At 61.2% G+C, this 20,535-nt stretch carries 15 protein-coding genes; all 15 read right to left on the reverse strand.

The window, feature by feature from the left end:
- Nucleotides 1-158 precede the first annotated feature (158 nt).
- On the reverse strand, nt 159-1,175 hold the full coding sequence (locus tag AB8C10_RS04975; protein WP_005507093.1) for a bifunctional riboflavin kinase/FAD synthetase: 1,017 nt from the start codon (nt 1,173-1,175) through the stop codon (nt 159-161).
- Nucleotides 1,176-1,437: 262 nt separating this feature from the next.
- Entirely contained in the window at nt 1,438-2,148 is a 711-nt protein-coding gene (locus AB8C10_RS04980) for a DUF4345 domain-containing protein (RefSeq protein WP_368867042.1), read from the reverse strand.
- 183 nt (nt 2,149-2,331) lie between these two features.
- Nucleotides 2,332-3,429, reverse strand: coding sequence for a tRNA pseudouridine(55) synthase TruB (gene truB / locus AB8C10_RS04985; RefSeq protein WP_368867043.1), 1,098 nt, complete (start codon nt 3,427-3,429; stop codon nt 2,332-2,334).
- Nucleotides 3,430-3,870, reverse strand: a complete 441-nt coding sequence (gene rbfA, locus AB8C10_RS04990; RefSeq protein WP_070832699.1) for a 30S ribosome-binding factor RbfA — start codon at nt 3,868-3,870, stop codon at nt 3,430-3,432.
- 173 nt (nt 3,871-4,043) lie between these two features.
- On the reverse strand, nt 4,044-6,887 hold the full coding sequence (gene infB, locus AB8C10_RS04995; RefSeq protein WP_368867044.1) for a translation initiation factor IF-2: 2,844 nt from the start codon (nt 6,885-6,887) through the stop codon (nt 4,044-4,046).
- Nucleotides 6,888-7,106: 219 nt separating this feature from the next.
- Nucleotides 7,107-7,448, reverse strand: a complete 342-nt coding sequence (locus tag AB8C10_RS05000) for a YlxR family protein (RefSeq protein WP_368867045.1) — start codon at nt 7,446-7,448, stop codon at nt 7,107-7,109.
- 253 nt (nt 7,449-7,701) lie between these two features.
- A complete protein-coding gene (nusA, locus tag AB8C10_RS05005; RefSeq protein ID WP_368867046.1) occupies nt 7,702-8,799 on the reverse strand; it encodes a transcription termination factor NusA in 1,098 nt (365 codons plus the stop codon).
- A 109-nt stretch (nt 8,800-8,908) separates the two neighbouring features.
- On the reverse strand, nt 8,909-9,580 hold the full coding sequence (rimP, locus tag AB8C10_RS05010; protein ID WP_049356023.1) for a ribosome maturation factor RimP: 672 nt from the start codon (nt 9,578-9,580) through the stop codon (nt 8,909-8,911).
- 86 nt (nt 9,581-9,666) lie between these two features.
- Complete coding sequence (locus tag AB8C10_RS05015; protein ID WP_368867047.1) at nt 9,667-11,511, reverse strand: proline--tRNA ligase; 1,845 nt, start codon at nt 11,509-11,511, stop codon at nt 9,667-9,669.
- A 111-nt stretch (nt 11,512-11,622) separates the two neighbouring features.
- Nucleotides 11,623-12,858, reverse strand: coding sequence for a GNAT family N-acetyltransferase (locus AB8C10_RS05020; RefSeq protein WP_368867048.1), 1,236 nt, complete (start codon nt 12,856-12,858; stop codon nt 11,623-11,625).
- A gap of 192 nt (nt 12,859-13,050) precedes the next feature.
- Nucleotides 13,051-14,193, reverse strand: a complete 1,143-nt coding sequence (gene ispG, locus AB8C10_RS05025; RefSeq protein ID WP_044142245.1) for a flavodoxin-dependent (E)-4-hydroxy-3-methylbut-2-enyl-diphosphate synthase — start codon at nt 14,191-14,193, stop codon at nt 13,051-13,053.
- Nucleotides 14,194-14,332: 139 nt separating this feature from the next.
- Nucleotides 14,333-15,688, reverse strand: a complete 1,356-nt coding sequence (locus AB8C10_RS05030; protein WP_314100226.1) for a M50 family metallopeptidase — start codon at nt 15,686-15,688, stop codon at nt 14,333-14,335.
- Between the two features lie 401 nt (nt 15,689-16,089).
- Nucleotides 16,090-18,138, reverse strand: a complete 2,049-nt coding sequence (locus tag AB8C10_RS05035) for an ABC transporter ATP-binding protein/permease (protein WP_368867049.1) — start codon at nt 18,136-18,138, stop codon at nt 16,090-16,092.
- A 9-nt stretch (nt 18,139-18,147) separates the two neighbouring features.
- Nucleotides 18,148-19,338 carry a secretion protein HlyD gene (locus AB8C10_RS05040; RefSeq protein WP_368867050.1) on the reverse strand — a complete coding sequence of 397 codons (1,191 nt, stop codon included), beginning with the start codon at nt 19,336-19,338 and terminating at the stop codon, nt 18,148-18,150.
- Between the two features lie 211 nt (nt 19,339-19,549).
- Nucleotides 19,550-20,404, reverse strand: coding sequence for a chromosome partitioning protein ParA (locus AB8C10_RS05045; protein ID WP_368867051.1), 855 nt, complete (start codon nt 20,402-20,404; stop codon nt 19,550-19,552).
- Nucleotides 20,405-20,535: the final 131 nt, after the last annotated feature.

A 20,535-nucleotide genomic window follows, 5' to 3' on the forward strand; every position in this document is an offset into this window, starting at 1 on the left:
AGGTTTCACCGGAAGGCGCAGGCGGCCAGGCGCGAAGAAGATTCCCGCTTTTGCGCATCCGGTCGGGTACGCAAAAGCCCCGGCGGCAGATCCGAAAATCTTACCGCCGGGGCTTCAAAGCCGTTAAAGGCAAAAGCTATGAGCGCAGGATGTTGCTCTTAGAAGTGGGGATGCTTCACTTCCGCCTGCACCGGGCACTCCGGCGGGCAGTAGTTCTTCGCGTCCTCAGCCAGCACCTCGCGGGTCTGCACCACGTCATCGTTAATCTGCTCGATCAGCGCCTCAACACCGGTGTACGCCACCATGGGGCGCAGACGCTTCACGAACTCAATCAGCACACGCTGACCGTACAGGTTGAAATCCTCCACGCGCTCTTCCGGGCGGTCAATCACGTGCGCCTCAACCTGGCGGTGCTCAATACCGTCAAAGGTCGGGTTCGTACCCACCGAAATAGCGGAGGGGTGACGGTTACCGGACTCGTCCACGAGCCAGCCGGCGTACACACCGTCTGCGGGAATCAGGCCGCGCGCCTCAAGCTCAAGGTTCGCGGTCGGGAAGCCCAACTCGCGGCCGCGCGCCAGACCGTGTACGACCTCACCAGCCATCATGTGGTGGCGGCCCAGCAGCTCGGTTGCGGCGGGCATATCGCCCTCCAGCAGCAGCTGGCGGATGCGGGTCGAGGAGCAGCGGGTGTTCTCATCCACCATCAGATCCTCAACAACAACCACCTCAAAGCCGTACTTCTCCCCCAGCTCACGCATAGTGTTCAGGTCGCCGGAGTTGTTCTTACCAAAGCGCACGTCGTCACCAATGACCACGAAACGCGCGTTCAGCGCATCCACGAAGGTGGACTTCACGAACTCCTCGGGGGTCTGCGCAGCAAACTCCAGGTTGTAGTTCAGTAGCAGGTAGTCGTTCAGACCCAGCAGGCACATGAAGTAGCGTCGCGAACCCTGACCCATAATGTCGTGGTGGGCCGCCTCGGGACGGTGCACCTGCATCGGGTGCGGGTCAAAAGAGACCGCGATAGAGCTCAAACCGTGCTCTTCAGCAAGGGAGACCACGCGCGAAATCACGCGGGCATGTCCACGGTGCACGCCGTCAAAATTGCCGATGGTCACGACCGAGGGGCCGTAGCCGGCGGGGACCTCGCTCAAAGCGGTGTAGAGGGTCACGGGCTCTCCTGAAAAAGATAAATGTACCTATCCATCCTAGACCACAGGCGGCAGGATGCAGAATTCAAAACGGGAATCAACAGGGAATGGAACGGCGCCCCTCGCAGGCGGTGCCTTCTCCCCCACTTTTGCGGATGCGGCGGGGTATCTAACACGCAACTGTGCAGCCTCAGCACCTGGAAAATCCATGCGCAGCACCCACCCATAAGAAAGCCCGGGCAGGCACCCCACCGTGCGGCAGGAACCTTCCCGGGCGTTACGACTACTTACGAGCCTGGTTACGAGAAGCCTTCAGCATCTCCTCGCGAATCTTATTGGACTTGTTAATCCAGCCGTACCACACCAGCAGGCACGGAGGAATCACAAGCTCAGTCACCATCAGCACGATCAGCGACCAGTGCGGGGTGCCGAAGAACGCCCACGACAGGATACGACCCACGCCGCCCAAGAAAACCACCAGGCAGGAGAACACGAGCATGTTCACCCACTTGAACTTCAGGGCAATGAACACGAAGGACAGGCCCACACCCACATAGGCTGCCGCGAAGAACACGTAGTTCGACTGCACCGAGGCGTTCGCAAAGTCCTGAGGCGCATCCGGAATGACGCGGACACCGCCCAGAACCTGCCACACACCGTACGCAATCATGAACAGACCGTACAGCGCCACCGCCGCGCGGAACGCCGCACGGTTCTGAGGCTTAGCCGCCTCCTCAATGCTCTTGGGGCGGGCAAACGCCTCGCGGGTTGCCTTCTTCTCAGCCTTCTTAGCCGCCTTCTGCGACGCCTTATCACCGGCAGCCGGTGCGGTCACGCGGACACCCTCGGGTGCCTTCGCCGCAGAAATAGTGGACTCAGCAGGCTTAGCAGTACCCGCCTTCGCAGCAGCTTCAGTCTGTGCAGACTCTACGCGCGGTACCGGCGCGGTACGAGGCTCACTCGCCTTCTTAGCGGAGCTCTGGTTCTCGCTCATCTTCTCTCCTTCAGCAGGGCCGGAGCACCCGCACGAGTTGTCTTGTGTGTTCAGGGTTGTATCAGTTAGCGCGTTGAATGAGGGCGCACGTTCAATAGGGCGCTGAATTAATCAGGCTTGAGGAATCAGGCTTAGGCAGGTGCAAACGCCGAACCCTCTTCGCCCATCATAATGCCTCAACGCCTAGTTGAAGGAACGATTCGCCTCAAAAACCAGCACCGGGGCGGCCTGCACCTTCCCGCGCTGCTTCTTGTTCTCTAGCAGGGCGACCAGGGTACCGTCCGGGGCGAAACCCGCCACAATACCCTCAACGCTGGCATGCTGCACCGCGCCGGACTCATCCGCGCTCGCGTGAGCGGCACGCTTCACCACGGAACCGTCGCCACTGGGGCTAATACGGCGGCCGTAGGAAATATCGCTCGCCTCCGCAGCCGTGAGCTCACGCGCACCAAAGATACGGCGCGCCGCCTCCTCCAGGGGTAGCAACGGCAAATCTTCCAGAGGAGCCTCCGACTCTTCACGGCGCTGCTTCAACTGCGCCAAATCGGCGGCATCCTCAAGCACCACAGCACCCACACGGGTACGGCGAAGAGCCGTCAGGTGACCACCGGTGCCCAGAATCTTGCCCAAATCACGCGCCAGGGCACGAATATAGGTGCCCGAGGAGCACGAAACCGTCACCTCGCAGTCAATTACGGGAACCGAGGTTGCCGCGTGCTCCCCCTCGTTCTCGGGGTCCTCAATCACATACTCGGCAAAGCCGGGGTTGACAGAATGCACCGTGAACTCGCTAATCGTCACCGGACGCGCCGCCAACTCAACCTGCTCACCGCTACGCACACGCGCATACGAGCGAACACCGTTGATCTTAATAGCGGACACCGCGGAGGGAACCTGCAGAATATCGCCGCTCAGCTGCGCCACAGCCTCCAGGATGCGCGCGCGCATCTGCTCAGCACCCAAACCGGTCAGCGCCTCAACAGCGTCCGGATGCGCGGCAGTGTGCTCACCCTCCGCGTCCTCCGTCAGCGTCTCAAGCCCTAAGCGAATCGTCGCGTCATAGGTCTTATCCTGACCGACCAGGTAGGTCAGCAGCTTCGTCGCCTTATTGATGCCCAAAATCAGCACGCCGGTCGCGGCAGGATCCAGCGTACCGGCATGACCAACCCGCCGGGTGCCAGCAATACGACGCATCTGAGAGACTGCGTCGTGACTGCTCATCCCGGCGGGCTTATCAATGACCATCAGGCCGGACGGACCCTGAGGTTGCTTCTTCGCCACTTAGGCGTCCTCACCCTCGGCAGGCTCATCCTTCTTGTAGGGATCAGCCTCACCAGCGTACTCGGCGCCCTCGGCAGCAGCTGCCAGCTTGGCGTCGCGCTCGCGAGTCTCACGCAGCAGCGCCTCAATGTGGAAGGCGTTCTCGGGAACCTCGTCAGCGACGAAAGTCAGGGTGGGGGTCAGGCGGGCAGTAATGTTCTTGCCCACCTCGGAGCGCAGAATACCCTTAGCGGATTCCAGCGCCTTCTTGGTGTTTGCGGCGTCCTCTTCGGAACCGAACACGGTGTAGTAGAGGGTTGCGTGCTGCAGGTCGTTGGTCACGCGGGCGTCGGTAATGGTCACAAAACCGAGGCGGGGATCCTTAACACGACGCTCCAGCGCCTTCGCCACAATTACCTTGATGCGGTCAGCAAGTCGTGCCGCGCGGGCTGCATCAGCCATGTGTTTCTCCTTGAAGTCTCGTGGTGCTTCCGCGAACACTCGGGGTGCTGCGGAGGCGGTCCAGGTAATGCGGAAGCGCCCGCCCCGCCAGCGTCCGCCCCGCCGGCTCTAAAATCTAGAAGCCTGCGGGTGCGGGAACACTAGCGGGTCACGGGCGCATCAGCATGGGAGCCTTAGACGCGCGGCTTCTCGCGCATCTCCCAGGTCTCGATAATGTCGCCTTCCTTGATGTCGTTGAAGGAGCCGAGGCCAATACCGCACTCGAAGCCTTCGCGCACCTCGGTGGCGTCGTCCTTGAAGCGACGCAGCGACTCGATGGTGAGGTTGTCTGCCACCACGGAGCCGTCGCGCACCAGGCGTGCCTTGGCGTTGCGCTTGATGATGCCGTTCTTGACGATCGAACCTGCGATGTTGCCCCACTTGGAGGAGCGGAAGACCTCGCGGATCTCTGCCGAGCCGAGCTCGACCTCCTCGTATTCGGGCTTGAGCATACCCTTGACGGCCTGCTCGATGTCTTCGATCGCACGGTAGATGACCGAGTAGAACTTCATCTCGACACCCTCGCGGTCGGCCAGCTCGGCCACGCGCTCTGCCGGGCGGACGTTGAAGCCGATGATTACCGCGTTGTCCACGGTTGCCAGGTTCACGTCGTTCTGGGTAATAGCACCCACACCGCGGTGGATGACGCGCAGCTGAACCTCGTCGCCACCGGCGTCGATCTTCATCAGGGACTCTTCCAGTGCTTCCACGGCACCGGAGACGTCACCCTTGATGATCAGGTTCAGGGTATCCATCTTGCCCTCGGCCACGGCGGCGTCGAAGGACTCCAGGGTGACGCGCTTGCGACGCTTAGCCAGCTGGGCGTTACGGTCGGCTGCCTCACGCTTCTCAGCGATCTGGCGGGCGGTGCGCTCTTCCTCGGTGGAGAGGAAGGTGTCACCTGCGCGCGGCACGGTGGACAGACCCAGCACCTGCACGGGGCGGGAGGGGCCGGCTTCCTTCACGGCCTGGCCGTTCTCGTCGAACATTGCACGGACGCGGCCGTGTGCCACACCGGCAACAATGGCGTCGCCAACGCGCAGGGTACCGGACTGAACCAGGACGGTGGAAACCGCACCGCGGCCCTTGTCCAGGTTGGCCTCGATGGCCACGCCGCGGGCTTCCTTGTTCGGGTTAGCGGTCAGCTCGAGCACGTCGGCGGTCAGGGTGACAGCCTCAAGCAACTCGTCAATGTTGGTGCCGTTGCGAGCGGAGACGTCAACGAACATGGTGTCGCCACCGTACTCTTCGGGGATCAGACCGTACTCGGTGAGCTGGCCACGGATCTTGTCCGGGGACGCGCCTTCCTTATCGATCTTGTTCACAGCAACCACGATCGGCACGTTAGCTGCCTGTGCGTGGTTCAGTGCCTCAACGGTCTGGGGCATAACGCCGTCATCCGCTGCGACCACGAGGATCGCCACGTCGGTGACCTTCGCACCACGGGCACGCATAGCGGTGAACGCCTCGTGACCGGGGGTATCGATGAAGGTAATCGCGCGGTCTTCACCCTCAACGGTGGTGTGGACCTGGTATGCACCAATGTGCTGGGTAATGCCGCCGGCCTCACCCTCAATGACGTTGGTGTTACGGATAGCGTCCAGCAGGCGGGTCTTACCGTGGTCAACGTGACCCATGACGGTAACGACCGGGGGACGAACCTCCAGAACATCCTCGCCCTCAGCTTCTGCTTCGGCTTCGAGGTTGATGTCGAAGGACTCGAGCAGCTCGCGCTCCTCATCCTCCGGGGAAACGATCTTGATGACGTAGCCCAGTTCAGCACCCAGCAGCTCGAAGGTCTCCTCGTCCAGGGACTGAGTCTGGGTAGCCATCTCACCCAGGTGGAAGAGAACCGTAATCAGCGATGCCGGGTTTGCGCCAATCTTCTCAGCGAAGTCCATGATGGACGCGCCGCGGCGCAGACGAATCTCGGTCGAGCCGTCGCCGCGAGGAACAACCACGCCACCGGGTGCCGGTGCGTTCAGCTGCTCCTGCTCATGGCGGCGAGCTGCCTTGGACTTGCGGCCCTTACGCTTGGAGCCGCCGCGACCGAATGCACCCTGTGCATTGCCGCGACCGCCGGGGCCGGGACGACCCGGACCGCGGTTGAAGCCGCCGGAACCGCCGCCGCGACGTGCGCCGCCGCCACCGTTACCGCCGCCGTTGTTGGAACCGGACGCGCCGCCACCAACGTTGGAAACCTTGGGCATCATCGAGGGGTTCGGGCGTGCGCCGCCGCCAGCCGGACGGGGTGCACCGGGACGTGCGCCACCTGCCGGGCGGGGACCGCCGTTACCACCGGGACGTGCGCCACCTGCGGGGCGAGGACCGCCGTTACCGCCGGGGCGTGCGCCACCGTTGCCACCGGGACGACCGTTACGTGCCGGACGGGGACCGCCGGAACGCTGGGAGTCGCCGCCGCCGCGCTTCATACCCTGCTGGGATGCGAAGGGGTTGTTACCGGGGCGAGGACCGGGCTTGGGGCCGGGCTTCGGAGCGGCAGGCTTGGGTGCTGCCGGCTTCGGTGCAGCCTCGGGGCGTGCCATGCCCTGCTGGGATGCGAAGGGATTGTTACCCGGACGGGGACCGCCGGGCTTGGGCGCTGCTGCCGGCTTTGCGGCGGGCTTAGCCGCTGCGGGCTTGGGAGCTGCGCTCTCAGCTGCTGCGGGCTTAGCTGCAGGCTTGGGTGCCGGCTTAGCGGCAGGCTTTGCCGCTGCGGGCTTGGGAGCAGGCTTAGCGGCGGGCTTAGCCGCTGCGGGCTTGGGAGCCGGCTTAGCAGCCGACTCTGCGGGAGCTGCCTTTGCGGCAGGCTTAGCGGCTGCGGCGGGGAATTCCGCGCGCAGCTTCTTCAGAACCATGGGGTTCAGGGTGGAAGAGGAGCTCTTAACGAACTCGCCCATATCCTTGAGCTTGGCGATAACTTCCTTGGAAGGTACGCCTACCTCTTTAGCAAACTCGTGTACTCGAGGCTGAGCCAAATTTTCTCCATTCCCGGTCCGCACCGGGAATGGTGCGGACACTAATGTTTACGGGGTGCACGCCCGAAGGCGCGCCAATTCGTGAAATTGCCGGTGGGTGAGCACGAAAGGGTACTCATTTCGCGGCACTCATTAGATATCCATCAGTTTTCTGACTCGCTTTCAGATAAGAAGTCGTCAAACTCGTTGACTTACAGAGGGCATATACCCGAAAAGCGTCTACGAGGGGGTCGAGTCCGCAATCACGGCTCGAATCTGCTCGCAGCACGCCTGCAACTGGGCTGCAGGGACCGCTTTTTTGAAGGCGCGCGCCAGGCCGTTCTTTTTCTGCAGAGCGGCTACGCACTTTTCGCTCGGATGGATCCAAGCGCCTCGTCCGGGCATAGTTCCCGCCACATCGGGCTGATAGGGCGGGGTGTCCGCCTGCTCGGTAGCAGACGTGACGGGTATGCGGGCGATGCGCAGCAGGTTGCGCTGTTCATCGCGGGCACGGCATCCGATGCAGGTGCGGACCGGTCCTTCAAACGCTTCGGAGGTTGCGGTGAGGTCGTGATTGCTCATGGTCCTCTCCCCTCTCTAGCGTGTGTGCAGAACCGTGTTCGCAGTACATTCGTGATGCTCAATCCGGTGTATGCGAGGGCGCGTTAAAGCGCCCGGTTACACACCGGCACATCTTAATAGTGTATCCCGTTTTTAGGAATCATGGGCAAAACTGTGACGCAGGCGCAAGAACACCGGGCACATACCTGCCCGATATCTTGCGCCTGCATCAAAAGGATATGCCGCGGGATACGCCCCTCACCGGGGCTAATGCTTATTCAGCGTCCTGTGCGGACTCTTCTGCAGCTTCTTCAGTTGCCTTCTCAGCGGAAGCTTCTTCAGCCAGGCTACGAGCCACGCGAGCAGCAACCTCTTCCTCAGCACGAACCTGAGCGTACTTGGACTCAGAGAGAATATCGATACGCCAGCCGGTCAGCTTCGCTGCCAGACGCGCATTCTGACCCTCACGGCCGATAGCCAGGGACAGCTGGTCATCCGGAACCACGGCACGAGCGGAATACTCACGCGGGTTCGCGATAATGACCTCGGTGACCTTCGCCGGGGACAGTGCCGCAGCGATGAAGGTTGCCGGATCGGTCGAGTAGTCGACAATGTCAATCTTCTCGTCGTTCAGCTCGGCAGCAACCGCACGCACGCGGGCACCCATATCGCCGATGCACGCACCCTTAGCGTTAATGGTCGGGTTCTTCGCGGACACAGCAATCTTGGAGCGGTGACCAGCTTCACGTGCGATGGAGTTAATGGAAACCAGGCCCTCAGAGATTTCGGGAACCTCGTGCTCGAACAGGCGCAGAACCAGGTTCGGGTGCGAACGAGAAACCACAATCGAGGGGCCCTTGGGGCCGCGGCGAGCCTCAACCAGGTAGGCGCGCAGGCGGGAGCCGTGCGGGTACTTCTCGCCCGGAACCTGCTCATTGCTGGGCAGAACAGCTTCAACGGTGCCCAGGTCAACCTGAACCATACGCGGGTTGTTGCCCTGCTGAATCACGCCGGACACCAGGGTGCCCTCACGGTCCTTGAACTCACCCAGAACGGATGCGTCCTCAGCGTCACGCAGACGCTGCGAAAGCACCTGACGGACGGTTGCGGCAGCGATACGGCCAAAGTTGTTCGGGGTATCGTCGAACTCGTCAATCTTCTGGTTGTCCTCATCAAGCTCAGGAGCCAGAATGACGAACTCGCCGGTGGTGTGGTCGATGACGGCACGAGAACCCTTAATGGCGCCGGGCTGCTTCATGTACGCGAGCAGCAGGGCGTTCTCAACCAGGGTGAAGAGCTCCTCCATGACGAGAGAGCGCTGCTTCGCCAATGCGCGCAGTGCGCCCAGGTCAATAGTTTTAATATCCTCCACGCTTTTCAGCCTTTCCCAGTTAGCACGGCGCCGGGACGCTCAATGCGCCCCGGCTCCCGAACGGTATATACCTGACACGGAACACCCCGTGCCTGAAGCTTTAATAACTCTATTCTACCGGCTCAGCGGGCGAATTGAAGTCAATCTCGACGTGAGCAGAAGCAATATTTTCCCACGGAAGCAAGCTCGGCTCGTGGTACGACTCCTTCTGGCCCTTCTTCGTGTTCTTCTTACGAGCCAGCACCGGACCCTCATCCTGCACCTCGTGCAGACGCGCCAGGTACTCGGTGCCGTCGGGTGCGGTGACCGCAATCAGGCGGGTACGGGCACGCTCCCAGTGGCGGCGCTCAGTCAGGGCGCGGGTAGCACCGGGCGAGGACACCTCCAGCTCGTAGGGGAAGAACTCGTCGTTTTCATCCGCACGGTCCAGGGCGCTCGAAATCGCACCGGAAATCTCCGCGAGGGAATCCAGCGACAGCGAATCGGTACGCTCAGCGGTGTAGTCCACCGTAATCTTCACGGTACGGTTCGCCGCCGGGCCCGAAATCTTCAGGCCCTCCAGCACCAGCGAGAACTCGGAGATAACCGGGGCAATCGCCTCGGCAACCTCTTCCTCACGGATCGCGCGGGTACCCACGCGCACCGGTGCCTCCACCACGGGCTCGCTATCAGCGCGAGTGCGGGGAGCGTTCACACCATTCGCCACGCGGGATGCGGCACGGCGAGCGCGCGCATTCGGGGCGCTCTTCTTAGAGCCAGAACGCTTCGGCTTATATGCCATAGTTCTCTTCTTTCATTCTTCCGCCGCTACCCTGCCCCACCTCCGGGGAGGCGGGGCAGGTGGCGACGGTTTTACGTCTTAGCGGGCTAGTGGCGTGCCTTAGGCGCGCGCACCTCAGCGATGACCTCAGCCACCGCGTTCTCGACGGACACCTCGCGAGCCTCACCGCTGCGGCGGTCCTTCAGCTCCAGCACGCCGTCCTTGAAGCCGCGACCAATCACCAGGATGGTGGGCACGCCCAGCAGCTCGGCGTCGCCGAACTTCACGCCGGGGCTGGTCTTCGGGCGGTCGTCCAGCATGACCTGCAGGCCGGCGGATTCCAGGGATGCGCTGAGCTTTTCAGCGTACTCGTGGGATGCTGCGTCCTTGCCGGTGACGACGATGTGAATGTCTGCCGGTGCCAGGTTGCGCGGCCAGATCAGGCCCTTCTCGTCGTGGTTACCCTCGGCGATAGCAGCCAGTGCGCGGGTCACGCCCACGCCGTAGGAGCCCATGGTCACGGTCTGCAGCTTGCCGTTCTGGTCCAGAACCTTCAGACCCAGTGCCTCAGCGTACTTGCGGCCCAGGGCGAAGATGTGGCCCATCTCGATACCGCGGGCTGCCACCAGCTCACCGGAGCCGTCCGGTGCCGGGTCGCCTTCACGCACCTCGCACGCCTCAATGACGCCGTCGGCGGTGAAGTCGCGGCCGAAGACCAGGTTCGCCACGTGCTTGCCCTCTTCGTTTGCGCCGGTCACCCAGCGGGTACCGCGCACCACGCGGGGGTCAACGAAGAAGGGAATACCGGTTGCGGAAGCTACCGCATCCTCGTCCTCGGTGTGCGCACCGAACAGGGGCGCGTCCAGGCTCAGGCCGGGGCCAATGTAGCCCTTGACCAGCTGCGGGTATGCCTTCAGGTCCTCTTCGCTGGCTGCCTCAACCTCAACCTCGCCGCCGATGCCCAGCAGGGCACCGATGTTGACCTCAACGCGCCCCAGGTCCACGGCACGGTCGCCGGGAACGCCCACGGCGAAGACCTTACGCTCGCCGGAGGGGGTGATGACGGTGCCCAGGAAGCACTTGAGGGTCTGCGAAGCATCCAGGGTGCCGCCGATAACCTCGGAGTGCAGTTCGTTCATGCGCTCCACCAGGGTCTCAATGGTGGCGGAGTCGGGGGTGTCCACAACGAGTGCCGCCGGGGTGTCCTCGGTGATTTCGATTTCCTCGGGAACCACGGTGGTGACGGCCTCAACGTTTGCCGCGTATCCGCCTGCGGAACGCACGAAGGTGTCCTCACCGATGGGGGTCGGGTGCAGGAACTCTTCACTGCGGGAGCCACCCATCGCGCCGGACTGTGCGGTCACAATGACAATCTCCAGGCCCAGGCGCTCAAAGATGCGCTGGTAGGCGGCACGGTGAGCCATGTACGCCTCGTTCAGGCCCTCATCGTCAATGTTGAAGGAGTAGGAGTCCTTCATGACGAACTCGCGGCCGCGCAGCAGACCCGCGCGGGGGCGCGCCTCGTCGCGGTACTTGGTCTGAATCTGGTACAGGTAAACAGGCAGGTCCTTGTAGGAGGAGTACAGGTCCTTAACCAGCAGGGTGAACATTTCCTCGTGGGTGGGTGCCAGCAACATGTCTGCACCCTTGCGGTCCTTGAGGCGGAAGAGGTTGTCACCGTACTCGTCCCAGCGGTTGGTTGCCTCGTAGGGTTCGCGGGGCAGCAGTGCGGGGAAGTGAACTTCCTGCGCACCAATGGCGTCCATCTCTTCGCGGATGATGCTCTCGACCTTGCGCAGTACCTTCAGGCCCAGGGGCAGCCAGGTGTACACGCCGGGGGCTGCGCGGCGGATATAACCGGCGCGGACCAGCAGCTTGTGGCTGGCGACCTCAGCGTCTACGGGGTCCTCGCGCAGAGTGCGCACGAAGAGGTTGGAAAGGCGAAGTACCACGATTCTCCTTGAAAGGTCGATAGGTTTAGGTAGGGTGCCCGAGGCTCACCGGGTGAGCCGTAAATAGGCACAGTCGTCTTTAATTTTATAGCGTTTTAGGGTTCGGCGTGTTTAGCGCTCAAAAATGATGGTCGAGAACTGCCCAATCTGCTCCCAACCGGTCCCCCGATACATGGCAAGAGCACGGGCGTTGTAGTCGTTCACGTACAGGCTCAAATGCGGGTAGCGGCGCTGCAGAACCTGCGCGGCGGCGGCAAAGAACGGCTTAGCCAGCCCGTAGCCGCGGTAGTCCGGATGCAGCCACACGCCCTGCACCTGCGCGGCGTCCAGGTTCACGATGCCCGCATCCGCCTTGAAGATCACCCGCCCGTTCACATCGGCGACAATGGCGCTGCGCTGACCGGCAATGAGCGTGCGCAGGCGCGCCGCATAGCCGTCACCGTAGCGGGCAATCGGGTCGAAGCCGACCTCCTCGGTGAACATGGCGGCGGCGGCGGGCAGAAGCTCCCCCAGGTCCGCGGAGGTGGCGAGGCGTGCATACCCGGCAGGCTCACCGCTGAGTTGAAAAGCACCGACGGGACTCTGCCCCGGCTTGAGGGGCCTGGGTTTGATGGGCACGGGTTTGAGAGGCGCGGGCAGGTGCGCCGGCAGCTCAGGAAGCTCCGCGTCGTAGAAGCGGGCGAGGTCCTTCTCCGGCGGCAGGTACAGCAGCGGCTGCACGGGACGCTCCGACAGAACCCGCGCACGGTGATCACAACCGTCACCCAGGCTCGGCTGTAGCATCTGCAGTAGCGGGCTCTTACCGCCGCGAGTCTGCTCACACAGCTCCTGCATGCGCGTCCACAGGGGCATCACGAAGGCGCTCTCACCGAACATGGAATCCAGACGAGAACCCACCTGCAGCAGCAGCTGAGCCAGCGCGTCACGATGCGCAAGCGCCGTAGCATCCAGAGCGGGGGTATCAGAGGTTTCTACATGTTCGGCAACATCATGTTCGACCGCGGCACCACACAGCCGCACCGGCACCACATTCGAACCCAACAACAGCACACAGCACAGCTGCCCATCGCGCTCACAGCCCACAAAACCCTGATAGTAATGCAGCGGAATACGCGGGGACCTCACCGGAAGAGGGCACGCCAAATAATGCTCAATGGAGTACAGATTCGGGACCGGGTCACTGAACAGGACCTCCTCCAGCTCATCGCACCACCGAGCATCCAGAGCAAAAACGTGTTCCTTCACGCGATCGGGCATAGGGGAAGAATCCATCGTCGAAACAGCAGTCGAAACAGCAGCACGTCGGGCACGATGGGCTTTACGGCGGCGAGAAAAAAGAGTGAACATGACCTGTTGAGTGATAGAGAATGAGCGACAAAAATAAGTGAAAACACGGGGGTACGCACCCCCGAAAAAGCAGCCGGATCCTGCGGCCACAACCGGCAGCGGCAAGCACCAAGCCTGCCACCACCATAACCGGACATAACCGGAAAAGCGCGGAGGCGCCCTCACCAGGGCGCCTCCGCGCACAAAAGCTAACTAGCTCACCGAAACAGCCGGGGAACCCTCGGGAACATACTCGCCCGAAGCCTCCATCTCAGCAGCAATACGGGTAGCCTCTTCAATCAGAGTCTCAACGATCTGATCCTCGGGCACGGTCTTAATGACCTCACCCTTCACGAAAATCTGGCCCTTACCGTTACCGGACGCCACACCCAGGTCAGCCTCACGAGCCTCACCCGGACCGTTCACCACGCAACCCATCACGGCAACACGCAGCGGAACCTTCATGTGCTCCAGGCCCTTAGTCACGTTCTCGGCAAGCTCCCACACGTTCACCTGCGCACGACCACACGACGGGCAAGAAACGATATCCAGCTTGCGGGGGCGAAGGTTCAGCGACTCCAGGATCTTGGTGCCCACCTTCACCTCCTCAACCGGAGGAGCAGACAGCGACACGCGAATAGTATCGCCAATACCCTGAGACAGCAGAGTACCGAACGCCACCGAGCTCTTAATAGTGCCCTGGAACGCCGGACCAGCCTCAGTCACACCCAGGTGCAGGGGCCAGTCACCGCGCTCAGCCAGCTGACGGTACGCCTCCACCATCACCACAGGGTCGTTGTGCTTCACAGAAATCTTGAAATCACGGAAACCGTGCTCCTCAAAGAGCGAAGCCTCCCACACGGCAGACTCCACCAGAGCCTCCGGAGTAGCCTTACCGTACTTCTCCAGCAGACGCTTATCCAGCGAACCAGCGTTCACACCAATACGCAGAGAAACGCCGTGGTCCGAAGCCATCTGAGCGATTTCCTTCACCTGGTCGTCGAACTTACGGATATTACCCGGGTTCACACGCACAGCACCGCAACCAGCCTGAATAGCCGCATACACGTACTTCGGCTGGAAGTGAATATCAGCAATCACCGGGATGCGGGACTGCTTCGCAATGATCGGCAGAGCCTCCGCGTCCTTATCAGTCGGGCACGCCACACGCACAATATCGCAACCGGCAGCGGTCAACTCAGCAATCTGCTGCAGAGTCGCACCAATGTCGTGGGTCTTAGTGGTCGTCATCGACTGCACCGAAATCGGAGATTCAGAACCAACACCGACAGAACCCACCTTGAACTGGCGAGTCTTACGACGCGGGGACAGAACCGCGGGAGCGGGCTTCGGCATACCAAGGCTGACCGACAAGGTTTTCCTCCATACATGGGTTATGAAGGACGTACGACGCATCCTTCGTTCAACTTTTTATTGTGCCACTGACGCGAAAGAAAGCACTAATACGGGTACCCTTACCGCGCGTGACAACACACTAAAACAGGGTGATGGGCTTAACAATATCCGCCACAATCAGAATGACAGACATCACAATGAACGCGCCCGCCACCACATACGTCAGCGGCAACAACTTCACCGGATCAAACGGACCCGGATCCTTACGCCCAGTCAAACGTGCAAAGAAACGACGCACACCCTCCCATAGCGCACCCAACACGTGGCCACCATCCAGAGGCAGAAGCGGAATCAGGTTAAACGCAAAAAGCATCAAATTCATATTCGCCACCAGCGAGACCAACATCGCAGCCTTCGCCTTCACATCAATACGGTCAGTAGCCGTCACCTCACCGGCAATACGACTCACACCAACCACAGACACCGGCGACTCAACACTACGCTCACCACCAGTCACCAAAGTCACCGTCAACTCCCACACACGCTGCGGCAACGACAACATCGACGAACCCACACGCGAAAGCGTATCGCCCACCATCGCAGGCACCTCAGTAATAGAACCAGGCACCAACTCACTCGACGGCGACACACCCACAAAACCGCCGCGAGTCGTCGCAATCGAACCATCCGCAGCACGCGTATACTGGCCCTTACCATCAGAAACCGGGCGGATCATCTCAACCGGAGTCACCGACAAATCCAGACGCTGACCATTACGCTCCACCGTCAAAGTGCTCGGATGAGAACCCGCCGCACGAATCGCCGAAGACACAGCCTCCCACGAACCCGTCGACGCACCATTCACAGCAACCACACGGTCACCCACCTGCACACCAGCAGCCTTCGCAGGCGACGGAGTGGACTTATCCGTACACTCGCCATAGCTAATCGAATCATGAGTAACATTCACGCTCGGCACGCACTCAGACACCGCCGACACCTTATTCGTCACCTGCGCCGTACCAAAACCACAAATCAGCACAGCAGTACACACCACACCAATCAGCAGGTTCATCGTCGGGCCACCCAGCATAATCACCATGCGCTTGAGCACCGGCAACTTATAGAACAGGCGGTCCTCATCACCGGGCTTCAGACGCTCAGCGTCCGCCGCACGCGCCTCCTCAGCCAAGGACGCAAACGGGCTGGTACTGCCCGAATGGCCCTCCTCATGGTGCTCCTTCACCTCAGCAGGGCTCGGCGGATACATGCCAATCATCGAAATGTAGCCACCCAGCGGAATCGCCTTGAAACCGTACTCAGTCTCACCGCGGCGGAAAGAGAACACGGTCTTACCGAAGCCAATCATGTACTGCGGGACGCGCACATTGAACAGCTTCGCGGGCACCAGATGCCCCACCTCGTGCAGGGCAATCGAGACGGCAATAGCGATTGCCATGAGGATAATGCCCACAGCGTACAGCAGGATTTCCACGCTTTTTCTCGTTTCGGTTCGGGGATACGAAGCTTCTAGGATACTCGCTTAGCCTGTGAAGGCGCCCTCCCCCGCTTTCTGGAGGGGCTGGTTTGGGTGGGTACGCTATACCCTTCCTCCGCTCCTGCAGGGGAACCCACCCTCGCTTCGCTTCGGGCACCCTGATGTCACTACGGACGACACCGCCCCTCCACACACGTTAGGCTACCCGAGGTGGCGCGCCGTGTTTTCCGGAAGCGCCCTCAGGGTGTCACACGGACGCTCTCGCAGCGAAGCAAGGAGGAAGCGGAGCGTCCGGGTGACGGGTGCCCCTGCGTAGGCGCGGAGGAAACATGCGGCGTGCCGTCCCAACCAGCGAGGCGAGGACGAATACCGCCCCCTCCAAACCCTACTCAGCGCGACTAACCTGCCGCCAGGGTCTGTGCCGGATCAATACGCGAAGCCTTCGCCGCCGGGTACAGACCAGCCAACACACCAACCAGCGCGCCAGCGCCCAGGCCCAGCAGGATAGTGTCAGCGCTAATAATCGGCGTCCAACGGTTCATCAAAGACACAATCGAAATGCCATTAACCGCCAGCACAATACCAGCCACAGCACCCAGGATGCCGGTCAGCAGCGCCTCCGCCGAGAACTGCAGCAGAATGCCCGAAGGGCGCATACCAATAGCCAGACGCAAACCCACCTCACGGCGACGCTCCATCACCGCGACGAGGAACGTGTTCATAATGCCCATCGCACCAATTACGAGGGTAATAACGCTCATGGCTAGAAGCATCGTGCGTTGCTGCTGGTCGACAGCCTCACGAAGGGTCTTCGGCTCCGGCGGCACACTCACGCTATACAGTGCGGGACGTTCCGGCGAGAGCGCGTACGGTGCTTCCTCCGCGATCTGGTTTGCGGCACCGGCAACAGTACTCACCACAATCTGAGTGGAACGTTTACCGGTCTGTGCCGCAGCGGCACCGCCACCGGCAGCGGGCTGTGCTTCTTCAACATCGGCACCAGGCTTCGCGCCCAGAGGCAGGTAGACCGAACCGTACGACAGAGTCAGCGAGGGATTCTCCCGCACCACACCGATAACGGTGTACGGCTCATCGCGAATATAGACCGTAACTCCGGGGCTATAGGGCAACGCAAGCTGGCGCATCACGCTTTCGCTGAGCACCACGACCTTATCGTTCCGCTCCACATGCCCTTCGTCGAAGGTGCGACCCCACACCAGTTCATGACCCTGCACGCTAAAGATGCTGGGGGTTGCCGCACGGACGGCAGCCGTCACGTTAGCACCGCGCTCACCGAAGTTGTCTGGACCGCGCTGAATATCTGCGGATTCATACAGCTGATCCACCAGCGCGGTACCGGTCACTCCGTTCAGCTGGCTAACACGCCGGTAGTTCTCGCTCGCCGCCAGGCTCAAGAGTTCAGCCCGGCTCATGGATTCGGTTCGGGTCGAGCTTATCGTCAGGTGCTTAGCTCTAAAAATGTCGAAGCTGTCAGCCAACTGCCCAGAAATGGTGGCAGTCAGACCAACGGTCAGCACGAGCGAAGCGATACCCAGAACCACACCAAGCATGGTGAAGATATTGCGCCTCACCCGGTGCACGGTAGCGTCCCAGGCTTCTTTGAGGGAGGCGCGCGCCCAGGGTGCACGACCACTGCTCTGCGGCTTAGATGTTTGTTCCTCAGCAAAGCTAGGCAGGTTCAGAGACGCGCGGGCGGTCGTTTCTTCCTGCCGCTGTGCATCCTGCTCGATGAGCTGCCCCTCGTGCATACGTAGCACCCGGTCGCAGTGCTCCGCCACGAGGGGGTCGTGAGTAATCACAATCGTGCTTTGCTGGTCACCCGTACATTCACGGAGCAGGTCAATGACTTCACGGGTGAGCTCTTCATCCAGCGAGCCGGTCGGCTCATCACAGAGCAGCAACGCAGGTTCCCCAATGAGCGCACGAGCAATAGCTACACGTTGCTTTTCACCGCCTGAGAGAGTGGTGATGGGTGCATCCGTTCGGTGGCTCAACCCCAGCAGAGCGAGAGTATCCGCAACACGTTGCGTTCGTTCTGCTTTGGGCACGCCACGGTAGATGAGCGGTAGCTCAACGTTGCGGTGCACGTTCTTATGCTCGATGAGGTGGAACGCCTGGAAGACGAAACCGATGCTGTCCAGGCGCGCTTCAGCTCGCTGTGCCGCGTTGAAGGTTGCGGTGTCTGTACCGTCCAGCAGGTAGCTGCCGGAGGCGGGCGTGCTGAGCAGACCGAGGATGTTCAGCAGGGTTGATTTGCCGCTGCCGGACGGTCCCAGGATTGCGACGACTTCTCCGTAGCGGACTTTCAGGTCAATATTTTTGAGCACGTCAATTCGAGTGTCCCCCTGCATAAAGTGCTGGGACACTTCCTGAATATCGACGCTATAGGCTGGTGGGTGCGCGTGAGCGGCGCGGGAGTCAGTCATGGCTACTCCCTACTTTTTCTCGCGCATGATTTTGACGCTGTCGCCTTCGTGCAGGTCACCGGTGACGGCGTTCTTGCCGTTGGCGTTGCTGATGACGGTAACGGTTACCTCGCGTTCTTCGCGGGTCTTCGATCCGTTGGAGCTTTCGGGGCCGAGCACGATGACTCGGGTCTGTCCGTCACGGGTGTAGAGCGCCGATGAGGGTACGACCAGGTGCGCTTCGGGGGTTTCTTCGAGGGTGAGTTCCGCATTGACGGCGCCTCGGAGGCTGTCCGCCTTATCCCCTACGTCGAGGGTGAGGATGCGTTCCCCTTCGGTGCTTCCTGCCGCACCTGCTGCGCCGTTGAGATTGGAGCCAGCCGCGCCTTCTGCACCATTGGGCTGGCGACCGGCCTGGCTGTTGCCTGCAGCGCCAGCGGCCTCGGAGGTGTTCTTGTATCCGAGGGTTGCGACGTACTCAGTATCACCGAGGGAGGGCACGGTTACCTTCTGGCCGCTACGAGCTTCGGGGGTGAGCCTGCCGGTGGTTCCGGTGCAGCTGAGGGTCTTGTTACCTTCTGCGATGGTGGCTACGGGGCCGTCCGCGATAGCGCCGGTTGCGCGGGGGTTGCCGGTGACAACTCCGGCACGGTTGATGATGAGGAAGTAGCGGGCGGGAATGGGCTGGTCAGTCTTCACGTGCGCGTAGCCGAGGCTGTCGAGGAGGTTGTTGAGAGCCTCGTAGGTGTCTTCGGTGATGCGCGCGGGCTGCGGGCCCTGACGTCCCATGGCGGTTAGTGCCTCGTTGAGGAGTGCGGCGTCGGGGCCGCTATCATCGAGTTTGAGATCGCGGTAGAGCGCGAAGCCGCCGGTGAGGGTGATGAGAGGTTCACCGTTGACTTCTGCGATGAGGGTTCCGTTGCCGACGGTGTCACCGTGTTTGATGGTGATTGCGGTGTACTGTCCTTCGCCGCTGTAGCGTAGCGGGGTTGAGGTGGCGTAGTTCGCGGTGCAGGTCAGGGGCACGGTGGTGCGCAGTTTTTCGCGGGTGACCGTGGCGGTGATGGTGGAGGGGTCTGGGGGTGCCGCTTCTGCGTCTTTTTGGGCGGTGGTTTTGATGTTTTGGGCGCTGATGAGCGTACCCACGGTGATGATGAGGAGCAGGGCGATAATGCCGTAGAGCCAGAGGGTTTTCTTCTGGCGGGTGGGGGTGGCGCTCATGGGGTCCCTTCTTTGGGTGCGCGTACGGGAACGCTATTGTCTGTGCCGTTTGGGCTTAGGGGCGGCGATGCCGTGTGGGGTTAGTTTGTGCCCGGCACGGGGATACGTGCCGGGCACAATACACTGTGACGAGGTGCAGCCTCCGTGGCTACTCTGTACGCCTGTTCTGGTTAGTCCGGTCTGGATAGCCCGGTCTGATTAGTCCGCAGGATTAGCTCAGAATCTTTCGGGCGTTTTCTTCAGCGGTTTTCTTGATCGTGGTCACCTGCTCGATGAGGCCCTGCTCCTTTTCGAGGAAAGAACTCAGGTAAGCGATAGCAATCTTTCGCTGTTCGGCATCCAGCCCGGTTGCTTCACGGCAGGTCGCATCGTTGATTGCCAGTTCGTGGGTGTCTTGGTTGTTCTGGCGGTACTGTAGGCGAGCCATATCCGGAGACGTGTAGTCGCCTCCGAAGCGTTCCTTCATGCACTGTGCCCACTTCTCGGTGGCGGGCCCAAGATCTTTGAAGATTGCGTCGTTGTTAAGGTAGTGAACCGCAGTGACGTTGACCTTTTTTATGATCGCGCGGGATTCTTCTGAACCGAAGACTGCGCGGGTGGCTTCTTGCTGGCAACCGCCCTTTCCTTCAGTGCCGTGAAGAGCCTGCATTTCGGCGTCGCTCATAGTGCGGCTCTGCTCTTCCAGCTCAGCAGTTACCAAAGACCAGCGCTCTTTGTATCCGCGAGTGCGGGCATCCGCGACGGTGAGAGGTTCGAAACCAGCGGTCTGTAGCAGCGGGATTTCAGTTTCTCCGGCAGGGACCTTGTAGTTCGGGAATCCTCGTTCAGCCATGCACTGGCTCAGGGAGCGCTGGTAGGCACGAACAACGTTGTCAGAAAGTGAGGCGAGGTTTTCTACTTTTTCGATAGCTTGACTATCAGGGTTCTTGGAGGCGCTATACGCCTTCTCAGCGTTAGCGGACGCCGAGGAGTCGGCACTGGGCTGCCCGGATGCGCAAGAGCTAAGCATCAAGGTCAGCGGGAGTAGAGCCCCGGCAAGGGTTCGTAGGGTGTTCGGTCGACGCATAGGGGCACTTCCTCGTGAAATATATGCTGCATCTTTGTTCACTCGTTCGAGGGCTCTTCATTGTTTGCCCTAGAGAGAACATATTTTGAACACTAGCCTACTATGCGCCGGGGGGGGGAGGCAAGGGGGCG

This window comes from Rothia mucilaginosa (assembly GCF_964210535.1).
Taxonomy (GTDB): domain Bacteria; phylum Actinomycetota; class Actinomycetes; order Actinomycetales; family Micrococcaceae; genus Rothia; species Rothia mucilaginosa_F.

Excerpts from the sequence above, each read along its gene's own strand:
- AB8C10_RS05040 (WP_368867050.1), bottom strand. The coding sequence starts at position 19,338 with ATGAGCGCCACCCCCACCCGCCAGAAGAAAACCCTCTGGCTCTACGGC.
- AB8C10_RS05020 (WP_368867048.1), bottom strand. The coding sequence starts at position 12,858 with ATGTTCACTCTTTTTTCTCGCCGCCGTAAAGCCCATCGTGCCCGACGT.
- AB8C10_RS04980 (WP_368867042.1), bottom strand. The coding sequence starts at position 2,148 with ATGAGCGAGAACCAGAGCTCCGCTAAGAAGGCGAGTGAGCCTCGTACC.
- AB8C10_RS05045 (WP_368867051.1), bottom strand. The coding sequence starts at position 20,404 with ATGCGTCGACCGAACACCCTACGAACCCTTGCCGGGGCTCTACTCCCG.
- rbfA (WP_070832699.1), bottom strand. The coding sequence starts at position 3,870 with ATGGCTGATGCAGCCCGCGCGGCACGACTTGCTGACCGCATCAAGGTA.
- AB8C10_RS05000 (WP_368867045.1), bottom strand. The coding sequence starts at position 7,448 with ATGAGCAATCACGACCTCACCGCAACCTCCGAAGCGTTTGAAGGACCG.
- rimP (WP_049356023.1), bottom strand. The coding sequence starts at position 9,580 with ATGGCATATAAGCCGAAGCGTTCTGGCTCTAAGAAGAGCGCCCCGAAT.
- AB8C10_RS05035 (WP_368867049.1), bottom strand. The coding sequence starts at position 18,138 with ATGACTGACTCCCGCGCCGCTCACGCGCACCCACCAGCCTATAGCGTC.
- ispG (WP_044142245.1), bottom strand. The coding sequence starts at position 14,193 with ATGCCGAAGCCCGCTCCCGCGGTTCTGTCCCCGCGTCGTAAGACTCGC.